Annotated in this window: 12 protein-coding genes; 7 read left to right on the top strand and 5 right to left on the bottom strand. The window is 61.6% G+C overall.

The features are described 5' to 3' along the window. Window positions 1–2 precede the first annotated feature (2 nt). Window positions 3–2,801 (top strand): restriction endonuclease, encoded by a 2,799-nt coding sequence (locus B059_RS0116010; RefSeq protein ID WP_018079264.1) that lies wholly within the window; start codon window positions 3–5, stop codon window positions 2,799–2,801. Window positions 2,802–2,875: 74 nt separating this feature from the next. Here the strand turns inward: B059_RS0116010 and B059_RS0116005 are convergent, their stop codons facing one another. The 5 genes from B059_RS0116005 to B059_RS0115985 form a co-directional block, all read right to left on the bottom strand. Continuing rightward, window positions 2,876–4,093, bottom strand: coding sequence for a hypothetical protein (locus tag B059_RS0116005; RefSeq protein WP_157273764.1), 1,218 nt, complete (start codon window positions 4,091–4,093; stop codon window positions 2,876–2,878). Continuing rightward, window positions 4,083–5,105 carry a nucleoid-associated protein gene (locus tag B059_RS0116000; protein ID WP_157273763.1) on the bottom strand — a complete coding sequence of 341 codons (1,023 nt, stop codon included), beginning with the start codon at window positions 5,103–5,105 and terminating at the stop codon, window positions 4,083–4,085. The genes B059_RS0116005 and B059_RS0116000 overlap by 11 nt, the downstream gene beginning before the upstream one ends. A 279-nt stretch (window positions 5,106–5,384) precedes the next feature. Further along, window positions 5,385–6,479, bottom strand: a complete 1,095-nt coding sequence (locus tag B059_RS0115995) for an integrase (protein WP_026177596.1) — start codon at window positions 6,477–6,479, stop codon at window positions 5,385–5,387. Window positions 6,480–6,694: 215 nt separating this feature from the next. Further along, window positions 6,695–9,346, bottom strand: a complete 2,652-nt coding sequence (locus B059_RS0115990; RefSeq protein WP_018079260.1) for an MGH1-like glycoside hydrolase domain-containing protein — start codon at window positions 9,344–9,346, stop codon at window positions 6,695–6,697. A 93-nt stretch (window positions 9,347–9,439) separates the two neighbouring features. Continuing rightward, a complete protein-coding gene (locus B059_RS0115985) occupies window positions 9,440–10,288 on the bottom strand; it encodes an endonuclease/exonuclease/phosphatase family protein (protein ID WP_026177595.1) in 849 nt (282 codons plus the stop codon). A 191-nt stretch (window positions 10,289–10,479) separates the two neighbouring features. Here B059_RS0115985 and gltB point away from each other — a divergent pair, with 191 nt between their 5' ends. The 6 genes from gltB to B059_RS20500 all read left to right on the top strand — a co-directional run bounded on the left by gltB (window position 10,480) and on the right by B059_RS20500 (window position 20,125). Then, the gene (gltB, locus tag B059_RS0115980; protein ID WP_018079258.1) at window positions 10,480–14,979 is read left to right on the top strand and encodes a glutamate synthase large subunit; all 4,500 of its coding nucleotides are present in this window, start codon (window positions 10,480–10,482) and stop codon (window positions 14,977–14,979) included. Beyond that, window positions 14,976–16,445, top strand: coding sequence for an FAD-dependent oxidoreductase (locus B059_RS0115975; protein WP_211206930.1), 1,470 nt, complete (start codon window positions 14,976–14,978; stop codon window positions 16,443–16,445). Before gltB ends, B059_RS0115975 begins: the two co-directional genes overlap by 4 nt. An 88-nt stretch (window positions 16,446–16,533) precedes the next feature. Continuing rightward, the gene (locus B059_RS0115970; RefSeq protein ID WP_018079256.1) at window positions 16,534–17,982 is read left to right on the top strand and encodes a sensor histidine kinase; all 1,449 of its coding nucleotides are present in this window, start codon (window positions 16,534–16,536) and stop codon (window positions 17,980–17,982) included. After that, window positions 17,972–18,448, top strand: a complete 477-nt coding sequence (locus B059_RS0115965) for a hypothetical protein (protein WP_018079255.1) — start codon at window positions 17,972–17,974, stop codon at window positions 18,446–18,448. The genes B059_RS0115970 and B059_RS0115965 overlap by 11 nt, the downstream gene beginning before the upstream one ends. Further along, a complete protein-coding gene (locus tag B059_RS0115960; RefSeq protein WP_018079254.1) occupies window positions 18,445–19,797 on the top strand; it encodes a sigma 54-interacting transcriptional regulator in 1,353 nt (450 codons plus the stop codon). The genes B059_RS0115965 and B059_RS0115960 overlap by 4 nt, the downstream gene beginning before the upstream one ends. 160 nt (window positions 19,798–19,957) lie before the next feature. Then, window positions 19,958–20,125 (top strand): DUF1328 domain-containing protein, encoded by a 168-nt coding sequence (locus B059_RS20500; RefSeq protein WP_018079253.1) that lies wholly within the window; start codon window positions 19,958–19,960, stop codon window positions 20,123–20,125. The last annotated feature ends 156 nt before the right edge of the window (window positions 20,126–20,281 follow it).

The raw sequence follows: 20,281 nt of genomic DNA, 5'->3' as shown, positions 1-20,281 counted from the left end.
GGGTGAAGCTGCAATTCGACGCGAATCAGGACTATCAGCTTGAAGCCATCCGTGCGGTGGTGAGCTTGTTCGCGGGCCAGCCGGACGCTTCGCAACGCGGGGTGGCGATGGCGGACGAAGGGCTGTCGAGCCTGGCGCTATCCGAGACTGGTGTGGCAAACCAACGCGTGCTGACCGATGCGCAGTGGCTGTTGAACCTGAATGCGGTACAAAAAACGCATGGCATCGACGCTTCCGCTGCACTGGAAACCCTAACGCTGGAAGATGACACTCCGGTGGGCGCGTTCCCCAATTTTACGGTGGAGATGGAAACCGGCACGGGCAAGACTTACGTTTACTTGCGCACGGTGTATGAGCTGTCCAAGACTTACGGCTTCAAGAAATTTGTCATCGTGGTGCCGTCGGTGGCGATTCGCGAGGGCGTGCTTTCCAGCCTGAAAATCACCCGCGAGCATTTTCAGACTCTGTACGACTACGAGCGCGTGGAATTCACGGTGTACGACTCGGGTCGGGTGAATCAATTGCGCAACTTTGCGCTGTCGGACGCGATTCAGATTCTGGTCATCAATATCGACGCGTTTGCCAAGGACACGACCGAGGCGAACACCGCTGCCACGTCGGGCAAGCCCAAGAAAAAGAACCGTGGCAATGTCATCAACCAGGTGCGCGAGACGGGGCTAAAGCCTATCGAATTCATTCAGGCGGCGCACCCGATTGTGATTCTGGACGAGCCGCAGAATCTGGAAACCGATAATCGAAAGTTGGCGATTACGCGGCTCAACCCGATGTGTACGCTGCGCTATTCAGCGACGCATCGCCGCGCCTACAACCTGATTTATTCGCTCGACCCGGTGCGCGCCTACGAGCTGGGGTTGGTAAAGCAGATTGGCGTGGATTCGGTAATCGAACTGAAAGATGCGAATCAGGCGTTTGTCGAAGTCGAAGGCTTCAAATGCGGCAAGCGTAGCGTGTCGGCGAAGCTGTCGGTGTGGGTCAATCAGACAAACGGCCCGGCGAAGAAAAGTCTAACGGTGAAGAATGGCGATGACTTGTATGCGCTGTCGAACCAGCGCGAGATTTATCGCGACGGCTTCATCGTCAACGAGATCGACGCAGGCGAGGGTTTCATCACCTTTGCCAACGACGTGAAGGTGCGCCAGGGTCAGCCGCACGGCGCGCTGACCGATACGATTTTGCGCTTGCAGATCGAGGCGACGGTGCGCCGCCACTTCGAGAAAGCGCAGCGATTGCACCCAATGGGAATCAAGGTGCTGTCGGTGTTTTTCATCGACCGGGTGGCGAACTACCGGGTGTATGCCGAGGATGGCACCACGCCACACGGTAAATTTGCCGAATGGTTTGAGGAGATTTACGCGCAGCACCAAGCGCTGCCAGAGTTTGCCGGGCTGCTGCTGCACGATGCCGCCCGCGTTCACAACGGCTATTTTTCGCAGGACAAACGCACGGTTTCGCCGTTCGAGACCTTAACCGGCAAAACCAATGCCGAAGCCGAGGCGAGCGCCTTCGAGCTGATTATGCGCGACAAGGAAAGGCTGCTGGATTTGGCCGAGCCGCTGGCGTTCATCTTCAGCCATTCGGCGCTGCGCGAGGGGTGGGACAACCCGAACGTGTTCCAAATTTGCACGCTGGCCGAGTCGAGTTCAGAGATCAAAAAGCGCCAGGAAATAGGCCGTGGCCTGCGCCTGTGCGTGAATAAGGATGGCGAGCGGGTGCGCGACCCGGCGATCAATCGCCTGACCGTGATTGCCAACGAAAGCTACGAAGATTTTGCCAACCAATTGCAGACCGAGATGGTCGAAGCGGGTGTGCGGTTCAAACGCGACATGGTGAAAAACGAGCGCGACAAGGTGACGGTACGCCTACGCAAAGGCTACGCCACCGACCAGCGGTTTCTGGCGCTGTGGGAGAAAATTCGCGCCCGCACGCGCTACCGGGTGGACTATAAAACCAGCGAGTTGATTGTCAGGGCGGCTCAACGTATCCAGAGCAAAATGCCGCTCATCGAACGCCCCAAAGTGGCGCTGACGCGTGCCGAAATCAGCATCGGCGCAGACGGCGTGGCGGGCAAGCAGACCGGTTATCGCACGCAGACCGTCGAAGCCAAATACGTGATGCCGGATTTTGTCGCCCAGGTGCAGGCCAAAACCGGGCTGGCCAAGTCCACTGTGGCGCGCATCCTGATGGAATGCGGCAGGTTGGGCGAGGCGGTCAACAACCCGCAGGCATTCATCGACCATGCGGCGGAACTGGTCAATGCCGCGAAGCGCGAGTTTCTGGTGTATGGCGACGGTTCGGAAGGCAGCGGCGTCAAATACATCAAGCAGGGCGAGGCATGCTACGAAATGCGGCGCTTCGAGAACGACGACCTGATGGAAGTATTCGCATCCAACGTGTTTCCAGCGAATAAAGAGGGTTTTCAGAATCCCGAGAAAACCCTGTTCTCGCATATCGTCATCGACTCGAACTCAGCGCCTGAGCGCCTTTTCGCCCAAGCCTGCGAAGACAACGACGACGTGCTGTTTTACATCAAGCTGCCGCGCTGGTTCCAGATCGAAACGCCAGTCGGCGCGTACAACCCCGATTGGGCGCTGGCCTACCGCAACGATAAAACGCTCTACTTCGTGGCCGAAACCAAAAAAACTGGCAGCGGTGATCATGTTCAGCTCGACCTGTTACGCCCCATCGAGGACTTGAAGATCGAATGCGGTAAGCGGCACTTCAAGAACTTTGAGGAAGTGCGGTTCAGGGTGGTGAGTTCGCTGGTGGAGCTGCTTGCTTAACGTAAGCAGGTGTTCGACTTTGCAGAGATTCTAGCGCAATCGAAATTTTCAACGCTCGAACGTCTGGCAATTCTTTATAACCAAGACGCCAAACTCGGGATATATCCAATCGCCCAGTCTCTTGCTGGAGACGTAAGCTTGAGATAGAAAAAATGCGACAACAGAAGTCCAAGCACCACTAATCCGTCGATCACCCAAAGAATGACACGCTGCGTAAGAGCACGGCGTGACAAGTACCCAAATGTGTTGGTAAAGGAATGTGCGACTGCTGCATATTCCTTACTAAGCTGGCGCTTCTGTCTGTTAATTTCGTCGCGCAGTACGCCTAGCGTGTGTGACTGGTTGTGCAATAAAAATATCATGAGAATGGCAAAAATCCAGCAGCCAACCAACACTGCCGTATTTACCCAGAACTCATAGCCAAGTATTTTTGCGTCCTTCATTTGAGTTGCAACAACAATCGTTGCAACCGGAATGCTCAGCAATTGATTTTGAATGTCTGAGAAAACTTTGTGTATCTTGCCGCTATATTCGACGCGCGCAGCCTCGACCTGGTCACGAACTTTTTCATATGAAAACCCCGCAGCGAAGAGTTGATAGCCCTGCTCAAATTTCTTCCTTAGCTCGCTGGCATTGGCTAAGAGATATTTGAATCGCTGATCGCTAGCCAGATGCTCGGTGAGTGTTATCACCGCCTCGGCTAGTATCGAGGCGCACTGTTTTTCGTGGATGTCTTCGGGAAGAATGACAAGCAGTTTTTTGACTTCTTGAACCGGAAGATTTTTTATGTCTTCAGCGCCATACTCAATCGGAAGCTCAAATTTCCCCTCTTTAATGAATATGAGTGATGGTTCGTCTTGGTCTAAAAATGCAGCAGATTGCTTAAGAACTTGAATAAATTGCAGAACGACTCGATAACGGCTAATGGCATGGTCGTCGTCAACGTGATCGGTGCTGGACAGTCCTTCACCCATCAGGAAAAAAGAAGGTTCCTTAATACGAGCCTTTCGTGATCCCTCAAGCATGTCTCCGATGTCATGCTTAAGCAAACCGAATCCAAGCCGTGGTGACACTGAAACTTTTACTGATTGACCAACTTTGAATGTCGCAGGGTCTTCCTCATTTTGGAGGGTAAGATTGGTGTCGTGGCTTGACGCGATACAAGCCTTTAACGCATTGAGATCAGCGTCTGTAGAAATTGAGAAGCCCCCCTGAACTGGAGGGCCTTCCTGAAGTTCGGTTAGACCCCGGACAACCCGTGTCAGGTCATCCCAGGTTGCCTTAGGCATCATCTTTCATCTCGTAATCCAACTCTTCCTTGAGTTTGGCGGGCAGCTTTAATAGGGTAAGTTCGCCCTTTTTTTGGTTGTAATGTGCATATCCTTGAGAAAGTGCATGGCGATCAATATCTATAGTCCAATATTCGGTTTTGTACTTCATTCGCATGAGCGCCTTGATGCTACGACCGTCTGGAACAAAGCCATCTGAAATCTGTACATCACCTTCGACGAAAGCCGCCTGCAACGTCTGCGGGTCATTCGGCCAAGCCATGTTACTCAAAGCCTCCAAGCTTAGCGGCTCATCATTTTTGTTACGCTCATTACAATAATTGAATGCCGATTGTAAAAACTCTTCTTCCTGTTTTTGATCGAGTCCTTGGCTCTTGGCAAATTTCTTCAGTGCATTTACCAGTTTCTTGGTTTCCTCTGTGTCAGCTATCAGTTCGTTACAACCAAGAAAAACCTTAAAGTAGTCTGCGACTTCGCCACGCTGCTTGAGAAATCCGATATAGCGAATATCAGCATCCACTTTTGCCCAGTCCGTTAGATTCACCCGTCCTGCAACACGCAGGTTCTCAATATCGACGTGCATAGCATCCACCACCTCAAGCGTGGCATCATTAATCACACTGCCATTGACGTTATTGATGATGGCCACGATAAACCAACTTACTCCAGCTTCGTTGGTGACATGTGCCATGAGCACGTACCCGCCCGTAGCAAGAGCTACCGCCCCAGCTTTGCTGGCGAGCACACTGAGCAGAAGTTTTGATGCCTCAAAGAAGCCGATTTTCTTCTGGAGGAACACATTTCTCAGAATTGACGCGGAAGGATAGTTGACTTCGTCCGCCTCAAAACGTCCATACCCTTTACTGGCTTTGCTGGCATACAAGTCATGAATAGCCAACACTAATTTCGTGACTGGGTCGGTAATCGATAGGACTTCTGCACGTTCGACTACGGCAGCCTTGCCATGTTTTGCTTTGACAAGCTTATGGATAATTGCGTGATTAATCGTGTGCAAGAAATTCCCCCAATTATTTGGATACATCCGCCATCGATTTGGCGCGTCTTTTTTTCCATCCCAAGCAGCTCAACAAATTATACGGGGCTAGGTATGTGCAGCCGATTTCAGTTATCGATCCTGCTATATGAGGCGGCACCCAAGGACTCAAGACTGATAGTCCGCAAGATCAAACAGTAGTTGCCCAGCTACGTCAAAGGCAGATTTTCTGATGCTAAATCGGCCTGCCGTAACGGGTTTGAGCTGAAATAGATGGCGATATTGATGTGCAACTTGCTGTCATGCAAGTCGTTTCGCCAAATCCTCAGCACGCGGATGGTAATACCGCATCAACATGCGAGGGTCTTTGTGCCCTGTGATTTTGGTCAACTCGTGCATGGGGAAAATTTCGGCCAGGCGCGACGTTGCCTCATGCCTCAAGTCATGAAAACGTAGGTCGGTGAGGTATTTCGCATCGGGTCTTTTCTGCGCTGCGTTGCACTCATCCAAATAGCCTTTTCGGGCGCGGGCGACAGCCCGCTCGAATGCACGAGTGACGGCATCGCTACGAATTTTGAACACGCGTCCATCTTTGGCATCATCGTCTGTCTTTTGCATCGCTTCCAATACCGCAACGGCGCGAGACGAAAGCGGTATGTCGCGTGAGCTGCCGTTTTTTGTCAGCGGAAGGTGCGCCACGCGCCGCTTCAGGTCGATGTGTTCCCAGCGTAGCGCGACAATTTCGCCCCGGCGCATGGCGGTTTCAACCGCCAGCCAGACAATGGACGGCAACACTCCGGAGCCGCTGGCAGCAGCAATGCGCTCAAGCTCATGGTTTCCAGCGTTGCGGTCTGAATCCGTCTCAGGCGAAATGACGGCATTGGGTTCATCCAGGGTAATGCGCCGGGTTCGTGCGTTGTTAGGTTGAGGCTTGCGCACCAGCTCAACCGGGTTGGAAAGGCTTTCCATGCCCCATTCCTTGCGGGCGATATTGAAGACATGAGAAAGCACCGCCAGACGGCGCAGCACCGTTGCAGGCTTGTAATCCTTCAGCCACTCATCACGCAGCTTCGCCACATCCGCGCCGCGAATCCCTGCCAGGGGTCGTTTCGCCAATTCCATAGCTTTGATAATGCGCAGCACCGACTCTTCTTGAGCCGCGCCTTTTTTCGCGGGCACAATTTCAGTTTCGTACCTTATCAGCGCTTCATGCAGCGTTGTCGCCTCAGCTTCGCCGCGACTGACCCAGATGCCACGCGACATCTCTGATTCATTCATTTTTGCCCAAGCCTCGGCCTCGGCTTTGGTGTTAAATGTTTTGCTTTGAGCCGGATAGCCGCGTCGGCGAATCTGCGCTTCCCACTGGTATTGGCCACGCTTTCGTATCGTTGCCATTTTTTTGCCAATCCCCTCAAGATGTGGCAATATTGTGGCAAATAAGCAGTTGAAGCGCAATTAACATTGATTTATATGCGTATGTTTTTACATTCGCAATGCGAAGGTCGGGAGTTCGATCCTCCTCCGCTCCACCAAATTCAAATCCAGCAAGATGTACGTTCACAAGCCCGCGTAATGCGGGTTTTTTCTTTGCCCGGTCGTCTGGCGCCCCTTCAATGACGCGGTTGCAGCAGCTTCGCCACCAGCCCGGTCCAGCCGGTCTGGTGCGAGGCGCCCATGCCGCGGCCGCTGTCGCCGTGGAAATATTCGTAGAACAGGATGTGGTCGCGGAAATGCGGATCGCTGCGCAGCTTGTCGGTGGCGCCGTGGAGCGGGCGGCCGCCCTGCCCGTCGCGACGGAAAATGCCGGTCAGCCGGCGCGCCAGTTCGTCGGCGACTTCATCGAGGCCAAGCGCGCGGCCGGAGCCGGTCGGGCACTCCACCTTCAGCCCCTCGCCGTAGAAATCGGCGAAGTGATACAGCGCGTTCACCAGCAGGTAATTGACCGGAAACCAGATCGGGCCGCGCCAGTTGGAATTGCCGCCGAACAGGCTGGATTCCGATTCCGCCGGCTGGTAGTTCACGCTCACAGGGTGGCCGTCGATGGAGGCCAGATAGGGACGGTCGCGGTGTGCGCGGGACAGCGAACGCACGCCGTAGGCGGAAAGGAATTCGCTTTCGTCCAGCATGCGCTGCAGCACGTGTCGCATGCGATCGGGGCGCAGCAGTGACAGCAGGCGGCGATTGCCGTGCCCGGGCTGCAGCCAGTGGGAAACCAGGGCGGCGAGTTCGGGACGGTATTTCATGAACCATTCGAGCCGGCGCTTGAAGTCCGGCACGCGCTCCAGCAGTTCCGGTTCGATGATTTCGACCGCGAACAGAGGGGTCAGGCCGACCATGGAGCGCACCCGCAGCGGCATCATGCGGCCATCCGGAAAACGCAGCTCGTCGTAGAAGAACTGGTCCTGCTCGTCCCATAATCCGATGCCCTGGTCGCCGATGTTGTTCATGGCGCGGGCGATGTAGAGAAAGTGCTCGAAGAACTTGGTCGCGATGTCCTCGTAGACATGGTTGGTCTGCGCGAGCTCGAGGGCGATGCGCATCAGGTTGAGGCAGTACATCGCCATCCAGCTGGTGCCGTCGGCCTGGTTGATGGAGCCGCCGCCCGGCAGCGGGCTGCTGCGGTCGAGCACGCCGATGTTGTCGAGGCCGAGGAAGCCGCCCTGGAAAACGTTGTGCCCGGCTGGGTCCTTGCGGTTCACCCACCAGGTGAAGTTGAGCAGCAGCTTGTGCAGGATGCGCTCGAGGAAAGCCGTGTCGCCCTTGCCGCCCCGGGCGTCGCGCTCGCTCTTGTAGACCTCCCATGCAGCCCAGGCGTGAACCGGCGGGTTGACGTCGCCGAACGCCCATTCGTAGGCGGGCATCTGCCCGTTGGGGTGCATGTACCACTCGCGCGTCATCAGGACGAGCTGGTCTTTAGCGAATTCCGGATCGACCATGGCCAGGGGGATGCAGTGGAAGGCGAGGTCCCACGCCGCGTACCAGGGGTATTCCCACTTGTCGGGCATGGAAATCACGTCGGCATTGTTGAGGTGGCCCCAGTCGCTGTTGCGTCCGCGCCGGCGCTGCGCGGGCGGCGCCGGCATGCCCGGATCGCCGTCCAGCCAGCGCGGCACGTCGTAGTAATAGAACTGTTTGCTCCAGATCAGGCCGGCCAGGGCCTGGCGCTGGATCAGCCGTGTGTCGGCATCGTCGATACCCGTTTGCAGCGCGTCGTAGTAGGCGTCGGCCTCGGCGTGGCGCAGCGCCAGCACTTGAGCGAAATCCTCGAACGGCTGCTCCACCGGATCTTTGGCCAGGCGCAGCCGAACCGCCACAGCGCCCCCGGCCGGCACCGTGAAGACGAAGTGTGCTGCGGCCTTGGTGCCGCTGTGCGCCGGGTTGACGGCGTCGCGATTGCCGTTGACCACGCGCTCGTGGAAGGCATCCTTGAAATAGCCCGTGCCCGGCACGCCGTACAGCCGCTGCGTGTTGGTTTCGTTGTCGCAGAACAGCAGCTCGGGGGCCCCATCGAGATAGCAACGGTAGGTTCCCAGCCTGGCGTGGCGCGCCTCGATGCCGCCCTGTTCGTCGATCGACAGTTCCGGCCTGGCATCCGTTTCGCCCCACGACCATTCGTTGCGGAACCAGAGCTGCGGCAGGATGTGCAAGGGCGCGTCTTCCGCGCCCCGGTTGTGCGCGGTGACCTGCATCAGGATGTCGTGGGGGCCGGCCTTGGCGTATTCGACGGTGACGTCGAAATAGCGGTCGTCGTCGAATACGCCGCTGTCGATCAGTTCGAACTCCGGCATCTCCCTGCTTCGGCTTCGGTTCTCCTCCCGCAGGCGTGCATAGGGAAACGCGCGCTGGGGATATTTGTAGAGCATCCTGAGGTAGGAGTGGGTGGGGGTGGCATCGAGGTAGTAATAGAGCTCCTTCACATCCTCGCCGTGGTTGGCCTCGCTGTTGGTGAGCCCGAACAGCCTTTCCTTGAGGAACGGGTCCTGGCCGTTCCACAGCGCCAGGGCCAGGCACAGGTGCTGGTACTTGTCGCAGATGCCGGCGATGCCGTCCTCGCCCCAGCGATACGCGCGGCTGCGCGCCTGGTCGTGGGTGAAATAATCCCAGGCATCGCCATCGGGGCTATAGTCCTCGCGCACGGTGCCCCACTGGCGTTCGCTGAGATACGGCCCCCAGCGCCGCCACTCGGGCTCGTCGCGGCCTTGCGCTGCGGTGCGTTCCTGCTCTGTCCGGGACGCTGCGGATTGGTTGCGTGAAACCGCCATGTTCGATTCACCCCCTCACGCCTGAGCATAGCAATCCGGCACGGCCAAATCATTGCCGGGCGCCGATGGCGGGCGAGTGAGGCCCGCCGCTGCTCAGTCCAGTTCGACCCACACCGGCTGATGATCCGACGCCTCGGTTGCGGTGTCGATGCCGTGCGCCCTGAGATGCCCCGTCAGCCCTTCAGTCAGGAAAACGAAATCGAAGCATTCGGGCTGGTCGACGAAGCCGACCGGATGGATGCCGACAGTCGGCGCGTGCGGCTCGCCGGGGTGCAGTACCTCCCAGGCGTCGCGCCAGCCGGGCTCGCCACCGGCAAACGGGGCAAGGAGCTGTGCGTGCTCGGCAGCCCATGCGGGGAAGTTCATGTCGCCGCACAGCAGCGCCTCTTCGGGCCGGGGAAACACCTCGAACGCACCGCCCTGTTCTTCGGCCAGCGGCGAACGCGCCGCCATGGCGCAGGCCTCGGCGTGCAGGCGGCGGATGGCATCGATCTGCAGCGTGCGCAGGCGCTGCGAGTAGTACTCCAGATGCGTGGTCATCACGCGCAGCAGGCCGATGTCGGATTCGACGACGGCCTCGACCAGTATCCGCTGCATGCTGGGCACGTCCAGATCGGCCGGCCACGGCAACAGATGGCGCCAGACCTGGCCGACCGGCAGGCGCGAGAAAATGGCGTTGCCGAATCGGCTGCGGCTGCCACGGCGGTCGGGAATGTCGGTCGCCGCGCCATAAATGGCCGTATAGCCGGGCAGGCCGGCGGACAGCTCGGCGATCTGGTTTTCGCCCTGGCTGCCGGGCAGGCCGGGGAAATTGACCGCGACTTCCTGCAGACAGATGACGTCGAAGTCGCCGAGCCGGCGGATGGTCGCGGCGATGCGCGCGAGATCGACGCGGCCGTCCATGCCGCGGCCCCATTGGATGTTCCAGCTCAATAGCCTCATCGCGTCGCTCCCTCCTCCAGTCAGCATAGGCAAGCAGGCCGGCTATCGCTCCGGCTCGCGGGGCGCCGGCTTAAACCACTTGGTCGCCATGGTTAGCCGGGCTTGCCTCGCGAGGGCCGGCGGCATTAAAATTACTCCCCCCTTTTTTTCGGCAACCCCGCCGGGGTTGCCTCTGGACAGACGCCGATAACATGGAAGAACGACAACGCAGGCTGGATGGGACGCTGTATTCGCCCGATTTCGAACAGGACAGCTGCGGCTTCGGCCTGATCACGCAAATCGACGACCGACCTAGCCACGCGTTGGTGCAGAACGCCATCGGCTCGCTCGCCTGCATGACGCACCGCGGCGCGATCGCGGCGGACGGACTGTCGGGCGACGGCTGCGGCCTGCTGTTCAAGAAACCCGATGCCTTCCTGCGCGCGGTGGCAAAAGACGCCGGCTTCGCGCTCGGCGAGCTGTATGCCGCCGGCCTGGTGTTCCTGGCGCGCGACGCCGCTCCGCAGGCGCATGCCCGCGCCACGCTGAAATCTTCTCTGGAAGCGCAGGGCCTGGCGGTCGCCGGCTTCCGCGTGGTGCCGACCGACTCCAGCGTGTGCGGCGAATCGGCGCTGGCCTCGCTGCCGCATATCGAGCAGGTATTCGTCAACGCGCCGGCCGGCATCAGCGAAGACGACGTCGAGCGCAAGCTCTACATCGCGCGCCGCCAGGCCGAAAAGGCACTGGAGCCCGCCGACCCGGTGTTCTACCTGCCGACGCTGTCGTGCCGCGTGATCAGCTACAAGGGCCTGGTGATGCCAGACAAGCTGCCGGTGTTCTACCCCGACCTGAGCGACGCCCGTTTTGCCTCCAGCCTGGCGGTGTTCCACCAGCGCTTCTCCACCAACACCTGGCCGCAGTGGCGCCTGGCGCAGCCGTTCCGCTATCTCGCGCACAACGGCGAGATCAACACGGTGCAGGGCAACCGGAACTGGAGCCGCGCGCGCGAACAGAAGTTCGAAACGCCGCTGATCCCGAACATGGACGACGTCCGCCCCATCGTCGGCACCCGGGGCTCGGACTCGATGAGCCTCGACAACATGGTCGAAGGCCTGGTGATGGGCGGCGCGGGCCTGTTCCGGGCGCTGCGCCTGGTGATCCCGCCGGCCTGGCAGAACGTCGAGTCGATGGACGCCGACATCCGCGCCTTCTACGAATACAACTCGATGCACATGGAGCCGTGGGACGGCCCTGCCGGCGTGGTGCTCACCGACGGCCGCTACGCCGTCTGCACCCTCGACCGCAACGGCCTCAGGCCCGCGCGCTGGGTGCTGACCAAGGACCGCATTCTCACCATCGCCTCCGAAGTCGGTGTGTGGCCGATCGACCCGGCGAACGTGGACCGCAAGGGTCGCGTCAAACCAGGCCAGATGGTCGCCGCCGACCTCGAAACCGGCCGCCTGCTGATGCCGGAAGACATCGACAACGAACTGAAAGGCCGCCAGCCCTATCGCGAATGGCTGAAATCGAGCGCGGTCAAGCTGGAACTCCCGATCAACCAGGATGCTGACCTGCCGCTGATGGATGCGGCCAGCCTGCTGACTCACCAGAAACTGTTCAACGTCAGCTTCGAAGAACGCGACCAGATCATCCGCGTGATGGCCGAAGACGGCGCCGAGGCGATCGGCTCGATGGGCGACGACACGCCGATGGCGGTGTTAAGCCAGAAAGTGCGTTCGCCGTTCGACTACCTGCGCCAGCAGTTCGCGCAGGTCACCAACCCGCCGATCGACCCGATCCGCGAGGCGATCGTGATGTCGCTCAACACCGCCTTCGGGCCCGAGCGCAACCTGTTCGAGGAAAGCCCGGCGCACGCGCACCGGGTGGAGGTGCATACCCCACTGCTGTCGAAGGAAGCCTTCGACAGGCTCTTGAACCTGAACGACCCGGCCTTTGCGTCGATCACGCTCGACCTGCACTACGACCCGGCGGCAACCACGCTGGAGGCCGCGCTGAAGACGCTGACCGCACACGCGGTCGAGGCGGTGAAGGCCGGCAAGGTGATTCTCGTCCTGTCCGACCGCAACATTGCCAGGGATCGCCTGCCGATCCATGCGCTATTCGCCACCGGCGCGGTGCACCATGCGCTGATCGACGCCGGCCTGCGCTGCAACGCCAACATCGTGGTGGAAACCGGCAGCGTGCGCGACCCGCACCACTACGCCTGCCTGATCGGCTACGGCGCCACCGCGGTGTATCCGTACCTCGCCTACCAGGTGATCGGCGAATTCGTGAAGACCGGCGAGATCAAGCCCAACCTCAGCAAGGCGCTGTGCAATTTCCGCAAGGGCATGGACAAGGGCCTCTACAAGGTGCTCTCCAAGATGGGCATCTCGCTGGTGGCGAGCTACCGCGGCGCCCAGCTGTTCGAGGGCGTGGGCCTGCACGAGGATGTCGTCAAGCTGTGCCTGACCGGCACGGTGTCGCGCATTTCCGGCGCCAACTTCGACGACTTCGTGTCCGACCAGAAACTGCTGCACAAGACAGCGTTCAACCCGCTACGCCCGCTGACCGCCGGCGGCCTCCTGAAATTCATGTTCGGCGAGGAATACCACGCCTACAACCCGGACGTGGTGCAGCAGTTGCAGAAGGCCGTGAAGACCGGCGACTACGCCGAATTCAAGAAGTACTCCGAGATCGTCGACCGCCGCCCGGTGGCGATGCTGCGCGACCTGATGCAGTTGAAAACCGGCGCGGAGCACGGCATCCATCCCATTCCGCTGGAGCAAGTCGAGCCGCTGGAGTCCATCCTCAAGCGCTTCGACTCCGCCGGCATGTCGCTCGGCGCCTTGTCACCCGAAGCGCACGAAGCACTGGCTGAAGGCATGAACCGCATCGGCGGCCGCTCCAACTCAGGCGAAGGCGGCGAAGACCCCAAGCGCTACGGCACCGCCAAGACCTCCAAGATCAAGCAGGTCGCGTCCGGCCGCTTCGGCGTCACCGCAACCTACCTGGTCAATGCCGAGGTGCTGCAGATCAAGATGGCCCAGGGCGCCAAACCCGGCGAGGGCGGCCAGCTACCGGGCGACAAGTGCTCACCGCTGATCGCCAGCCTGCGCCACTGCAAGCCCGGCACGCCGCTGATCTCGCCGCCGCCACACCACGACATCTATTCGATCGAGGACCTGGCGCAGTTGATTTTCGACCTCAAGCAGGTCAACCCGGACGCGCTGGTGTCGGTGAAGCTGGTCGCCGAACCCGGCGTCGGCACCATCGCCGCCGGCGTCGCCAAGGCCTACGCCGACCTCATCACCATCTCCGGCTACGACGGCGGCACTGGCGCGAGCCCGCTCTCGTCGGTCAAATACGCCGGCACGCCGTGGGAGCTCGGCTTGAGCGAGGCGCAGCAGGTGCTCCGCGCCAACGGCCTGCGCGGACGGGTGCGCGTGCAGACCGACGGCGGCCTGAAGACCGGGCTGGACGTCGTCAAGGCAGCGATTCTCGGTGCCGAGTCGTTCGGTTTCGGCACCGGCCCGATGGTCGCGCTGGGCTGCAAATTCCTGCGCATCTGCCATCTGAACAACTGCCCCACCGGCATCGCCACCCAAAACGACACGCTGCGCCGCGATCATTTCATCGGCCTGCCCGAGATGGTGGTCAACTACTTCAAGTTCGTCGCCGAGGAAACACGCGAACTGATGGCATCGCTGGGCATCAGGAAGCTGACCGACCTCATCGGCCGCACCGACCTGCTCGATGTGAGCGCAGGCGACACGCCGCGCCAGGGCCGGCTCAAGCTCGACGCGCTGCTCTCGCAGGGCGGCATCCCGGCCGACGCGCCACGCTTCGCACAGCAGGAACGCAACCCTTCGTTCGACAAGGGCGAACTGGCCGAGCGGATGGTGGCCGACGCGCTGGCCGCGATCAAGGCCGGCACCCCGATCGAACTCAGCTATGAGGTGCACAACGTCAACCGCTCGATCGGCGCCCGCCTGTCCGGCGAAATCGCCAGGGCGCACGGCAGTCAGGGGCTGCCGGACGACACCCTTCGCATCCGGCTCACCGGCTCGGCCGGCCAGAGCCTCGGCGTGTGGAACCACAGAGGCCTGACGATCACGCTGGAAGGTGACGCCAACGACTACGTCGGCAAGGGCATGGGCGGCGGCCGCCTGGTGATCTTCCCGCCGAAGGCCGCGACCTTCGACGCTCACCGCAACACCTTGATCGGCAACACCTGCCTGTATGGCGCCACCGGCGGCGAACTCTACGCCGCGGGCATGGGCGGCGAACGCTTCGGCGTGCGCAACTCCGGCGCGCTGGCGGTGGTGGAGGGCATCGGCGACCACGGCTGCGAGTACATGACCGGCGGCACCGTGATCGTGCTCGGCGACACCGGCCTCAACTTCGGCGCCGGCATGTCGGGCGGCATGGCCTTCGTGGTCGACGACGCCGGCGACTTCGTGTCCAGGGCGAACAAGGAAATGGTCGAGCTGACCCGCATCACCAGCGTCGAGACCGAGCCCTACCGCGACTTTCTCGAGGCGCAAGTCGAGCGTCACCTGGCGCTGACCGGCAGCACGCGCGCGAAGGCGCTCCTGGCCGACTTCGACGCCACGCTGGCGAAGGTGTGGCTGGTCAAGCCGAAGCGCATTTCGATTGAAGACCTGGTCGAGGACCTGCCCGGCCAGCAACGTGAAGTATTGGAAGCATGATGGGTGACGTATTCCAGTTCCTGAAACAGGCGCGGCGCGACGGCGCGAAGACCCCGGCCGACGTGCGCAAGCACGAGTTCCGTGAAATCTACGCGCTGCTGGACTCGGCGCAGGCACAGGAGCAGGCCGACCGCTGCCTCGGCTGCGGCAATCCCTATTGCGAATGGAAGTGCCCGGTGCACAACTACATTCCCAACTGGTTGAAGCTGGTAACCGAGGGCCGCCTGTTCGAGGCGGCCGAATTGAGCCACCAGACCAATTCGCTGCCCGAGGTGTGCGGCCGCGTGTGCCCGCAGGACAGGTTGTGCGAGGGCGCCTGCACCCTCAATACCGACGGCTTCGGCGAAGCCGTGGGCGGCGGTCCGAACAGCGGCGGCTTCGGCGCGGTGACCATCGGCCAGGTCGAACGCTACATCTCCGAGGAAGCGTTCAAGGCCGGCTGGCGCCCCGATATGTCGAACGTGGTGGCGACCGGCAAAAAAGTCGCGGTGATCGGCGCCGGGCCAGCCGGGCTGGGCTGCGCCGACGTGCTGGCGCGCAACGGCGTCACGCCGGTGGTGTACGACCGCTATGACGAGATCGGCGGCCTGCTCACCTTCGGCATCCCCGAATTCAAGATGGAAAAATGGGTGATGACGCGCCGCCGCGAGGTGTTCGAAGGCATGGGTGTCGAGTTCCGCCTCAACACCGACATCGGCCGCGACGTGTCGATGCAAAGCCTGCTCGACGAATACGATGCCGTGTTCATGGGCATGGGCACCTACACCTACATGAAGGGCGGCTTTCCCGGCGAGGATCTGCCCGGGGTGCTGGAAGCGCTGCCTTTCCTGGTCTCCAACGTGCGCAAGTGCCTCGATCTGGCCAATCCCGACGAGACTGCCGACCCCAACGAAAAATATCGCGACATGAAAGGCCTGCGCGTGGTCGTGCTCGGCGGCGGCGATACCGCGATGGACTGCAACCGCACCAGCATCCGCCAGGGCGCGGCCTCGGTCACCTGCGCCTACCGCCGCGACGAGAAGAACATGCCCGGCTCCAAGCGCGAAGTCGTCAATGCCAGGGAAGAAGGCGTGCAATTCCTGTGGAATCGTCAGCCGGTCGAGATCGTCGGCAACGGCTGCGTCGAAGGCGTCAAGCTCGTCACCACCGAACTCGGCCCGGCGGATGCGCGCGGCCGCCGCACCCCGGTGGTGATCCCCGGCTCGGAGGAAATCGTGCCGGCCGACCGCGTCATCGTCGCCTTCGGCTTCCGCCCCAACCCGCAGCCGTGGTTTGCCGACCACGCCATCGCAACCGACCCGGGCGGCCGCGTCATCGCCCAGGGCCAGCAGTATGCCTTCCAGACCGCCAATCCGAAAATCTTCGCCGGCGGCGACATGGTGCGCGGCTCCGACCTGGTGGTCACCGCCGTGTGGGAAGGCCGCGAAGCGGCCAAGGGCATCCTCGGCTATCTCGACCTGCTGTAACGCCGCGCACGTGCGTGCTGGCGGCCGCTTCGCCAGCACGCATGCGCAATCGGGGTATGCTGCAGCTTTGCCGCCACTCTCCATCCGGATGCTTCCTGGCCCTTATTACCCCCGCTCGTTCACCATCCTGGTCATCGTCGCCATGGGCGTGCTGATCGTGCCGCTGGCGAGCGGCCTGATCAACGCGGTGCACGTGTTGCAGGGCGTGGTCGACACCCAGCGCCAGTTCACCCGCAACAGCCTCGCCATCACGCGTGACGTGCGGCAGATCGTCGAATCGGTCAGCCAGCTGCAGCGCGCTGCCGGGCAATACCATCTGCTGCAGGACGCCGAATTCGGCCCCGCCCTGCGGACACGCTTCAACGAACTGCAAGTCCAGTTGGCGCAGCTCGATACGCAGCTCGTCGACACCGCGTCGCGCGCCACACTGGCCGCGTTGCGAACGCGCAGCCGAACGCTGTATCGCCAGTTGCAACCGGGAGCGTTTCTCGATAGCACCCGCTTCCATACGCTCGACCCCGCTTTCGATACGCTGCATGCCAACACCCGGACGCTGCTTCTCCAAGCCGATGCCGCAGTGCAGCGCGAACTGCAGGCGCTGGAAACGACGGTGCAAATGACCCGGCAGCGGCTGATCCTGCTGGCGCTGGCGCTGATTCCGTTGACGCTGCTGCTGGCTGCGGTGTTTTCCTGGATGATCAACCGCCCGATCAAGCAGCTCAAGGCCTCGATCCAGCAGCTCGGCCGCGCCGATCTGCGCCCGTTACCGGCGATCAGCGGGCCGCAGGACATCGTCGAGCTGGGGCGCGAGGTCGACTGGCTGCGCCAGCGCCTGCAGGCGCTGGAAGAGCAGAAACTACGCTTCCTGCGCCACGTGTCGCACGAACTGAAAACCCCACTTGCCTCGTTGCGCGAGGGCGTGGCGCTGCTGGACGACGAACTCGCAGGCAGCCTCAACGCGCGCCAGCGCAGCATCGTCGGTATCATGGACAGTGGCAGCCGCGAGTTGCAGAAGCGCATCGAAGACCTGATCCGCTACGGTGACATGGTGCGCGACGCCACCCTGCCGCCCGCCGCCCCGCAAGCGCTGGCCGATGCGCTCGCCAGCGTGCTGGCGCGGCAGCGGCTGGCACTCGACGCGCGCGGGGTTCGGATCGAGACGCAGCTAACCGCAGCCACGGTGCACGCTGATCGCAATCAACTGGAAACCGTACTCGACAATCTGTTGTCCAATGCGATCAAATTCAGTCCCGAGGGCGGGTGCATCCTGGTGAAAAGCGCGCCTGCCGAAGGTGCGGTCTCAGTCTGGGTGTGCGACCAGGGAGACGGCATCCCGCAGGCCGAGCGCCCGCGTATTTTCGAGCCGTTTTTCCAGGGCGCGCGCCAGCCCGCCAGCACGATCAAGGGCAGCGGACTGGGGCTGTCGATCGTGCGCGAATACCTGCTGGCCGCCGGTGGCGGCATCGAGATGATCGATTGTCCGCCATGGTCGACCTGCTTTAAATTAACCTGGCCTTTGCTCCGCGATGACGCTTAAACCTGTTCTTCTTGCCGGCCTGCTGCTGACATTGAACGCCTGTGTCGCCCCGCCCGCCCCCGAGCGTCCGGCCGTCCGCACCAGCCAGACGGTACCGGGCGGAACCGCGCTACTGGGCGAACTGGCACGGGTGGCGGCGCTGCCCGCCGAGCAGCGGCGGCGCGAACTGGCCGAACTGGAAGGCGAACGCCGCCTCGACGACGCCCGGCGCTTTCAGCTGGCCGCCCTGCTGGAACGCGAGGACGGCGTGGAGGCGCTCGAACGCAGCCTCAAAATCCTCGGTGCGTTCACCGAAGCCGATCCGCGCGCGCAGACGCTGCTCGATCTGATGAAAAGGTCGCTCAAGGCGCGCATTGAACTCAGGCAGCAGACTGCGCGCGCGCAGGAATTGCAGGACAAGCTGGAACAGATCAAGGCGCTGGAAAAATCCCTGCAACAGCGCACCATTCCCGCCAAAACGCCATGAAAAGACCGGGTATTCTGCTGGTGGACGACGACGCCGCGCTGCGTGAACTGATCACCCTGCGGCTGGAAGCCAATGGCTTCAGGGTCGAAGCGGTCGACAGCGGCGAGGCGGCACTGGCGCAGCTGGCGCTGGCCCGGCCCGACGCCGTGCTGACTGACATGCAGATGGCCGGCATGGACGGCATGGCGCTGTTTCGCGCCATCCATGCACGCGACCCGGCGCTGCCAGTGATCGTGCTGACCGCGCACGGCACCATCCCCGACGCGGTGGCCGCCACCCAGCAGGGGCTGTTCGGTTACCTGACCAAGCCCTACGACGCCCCCACCCTGATCGACCTGCTGAAGCGCGCCACCCGGCTGACCGGCAGCCGCGTTGATGCGGACGACGACGAATGGCGCAGCGAGATCATTGCCGCCAGCCCGGCACTGGACACACTGCTGGCCGAGGCCCGGCTGGCCGCGCAGAGCGAGGCCTCCTTGCTGATCCGCGGCGAATCGGGCACTGGCAAGGAACTGCTGGCGCGCGCCATCCACCACGCCAGCCCGCGCCACGCCAAGCCGTTCGTCGCGATCAACTGCGGCGCGATTCCGGCCGAACTGCTCGAATCGGAACTGTTCGGCCATGTCAAAGGCGCCTTCACCGGGGCCGGGCGCGACCATCCCGGGCTGTTCCTCAGCGCGCAGGGCGGCACCGTATTCCTCGACGAGATCGGCGACATGCCCGCGCCGCTGCAGGTCAAGCTCCTGCGTGTGCTGCAGGAAGGCGAGGTGCGGCCGGTCGGCACCACCGAAACGCGCGCGGTCGATGTCCGCATTCTGTCGGCCACCCACCGCGACCTGGAAGAAGCCATTACCAGCGGCGAGTTTCGCGAAGACCTGTATTACCGCCTCAACGTGGTCAGTCTGACGTTGCCGCCGCTGCGCGAACGGCGCGAGGATATTCCGTTGCTGGCGCAGCATTTTCTGACTGTGCTGACAGAAAAATATCGCCGCCGCATTCACGGCCTTGCCCCCGACGCGCTGGAAATGCTGGTGGCGGCCGACTGGCCGGGCAATATCCGCCAACTGCACAACGTGCTGGAACAATGCTGCGCGCTATGCACCACCGCCACCATCCCCGCCAGCCTGGTGGCACGGGCGCTGCGCGACAAGCCAGCCGAGATTCAGCCGCTGGCCGTGGCGCGCACGGCCTTCGAGCGCGATTACCTCATCACGCTGCTGAAGCTCACGCAAGGCCAGGTCAGCGAAGTGGCGCGGCTGGCCGGCCGCAACCGCACCGAGGTCTATCGGCTGCTGCAGCGTCACGGCCTCACTCCCGCGTTGTTCCAGGATCGCGACGAAACCGGCTGAACGTCGGGCGCAGGCGACAGTGGATTTGCGCGGATGCCGCCACGGCACCATGACAGCTGCGCAGGCATCTGATTCAAAAACAGATTATTTATCTGGCACATCTTCTGCGTGGATCGGGTATCGCCTTTGTGCGCCTTCATCAACCGGAAAGGAGAGTGTCATGTTCGGATGGGCCATTACGTTTTTGATCGTCGCCATCATCGCCGGAGTTTTTGGCTTTGCCGGCGTGGCCGGTACTGCAGCCTGGATCGCCAAAGTCCTGTTCGCCGTCGGTCTGGTGATGTTTCTGGCATTACTGGCCGCAGGCCGCAGGCCGCCTACGCTGTAAAACCGCTGCATCGCATGACCCGGGAGCCTGGCTCCCTTTTTTATGCGTCGTTCCCCCATCCTTCCCGGATGTCGCTGGGCTCATACAAAATAGCCAAATAAAAACAATCGCTTGAGAAAGAGCACCCCTATCTGTCGCCGACAGGAGACAAATCAG

Source organism: Thiobacillus denitrificans DSM 12475 (genome assembly GCF_000376425.1).
GTDB lineage: Bacteria > Pseudomonadota > Gammaproteobacteria > Burkholderiales > Thiobacillaceae > Thiobacillus > Thiobacillus denitrificans.
This window is presented reverse-complemented; position numbering and strand designations above follow the sequence as displayed.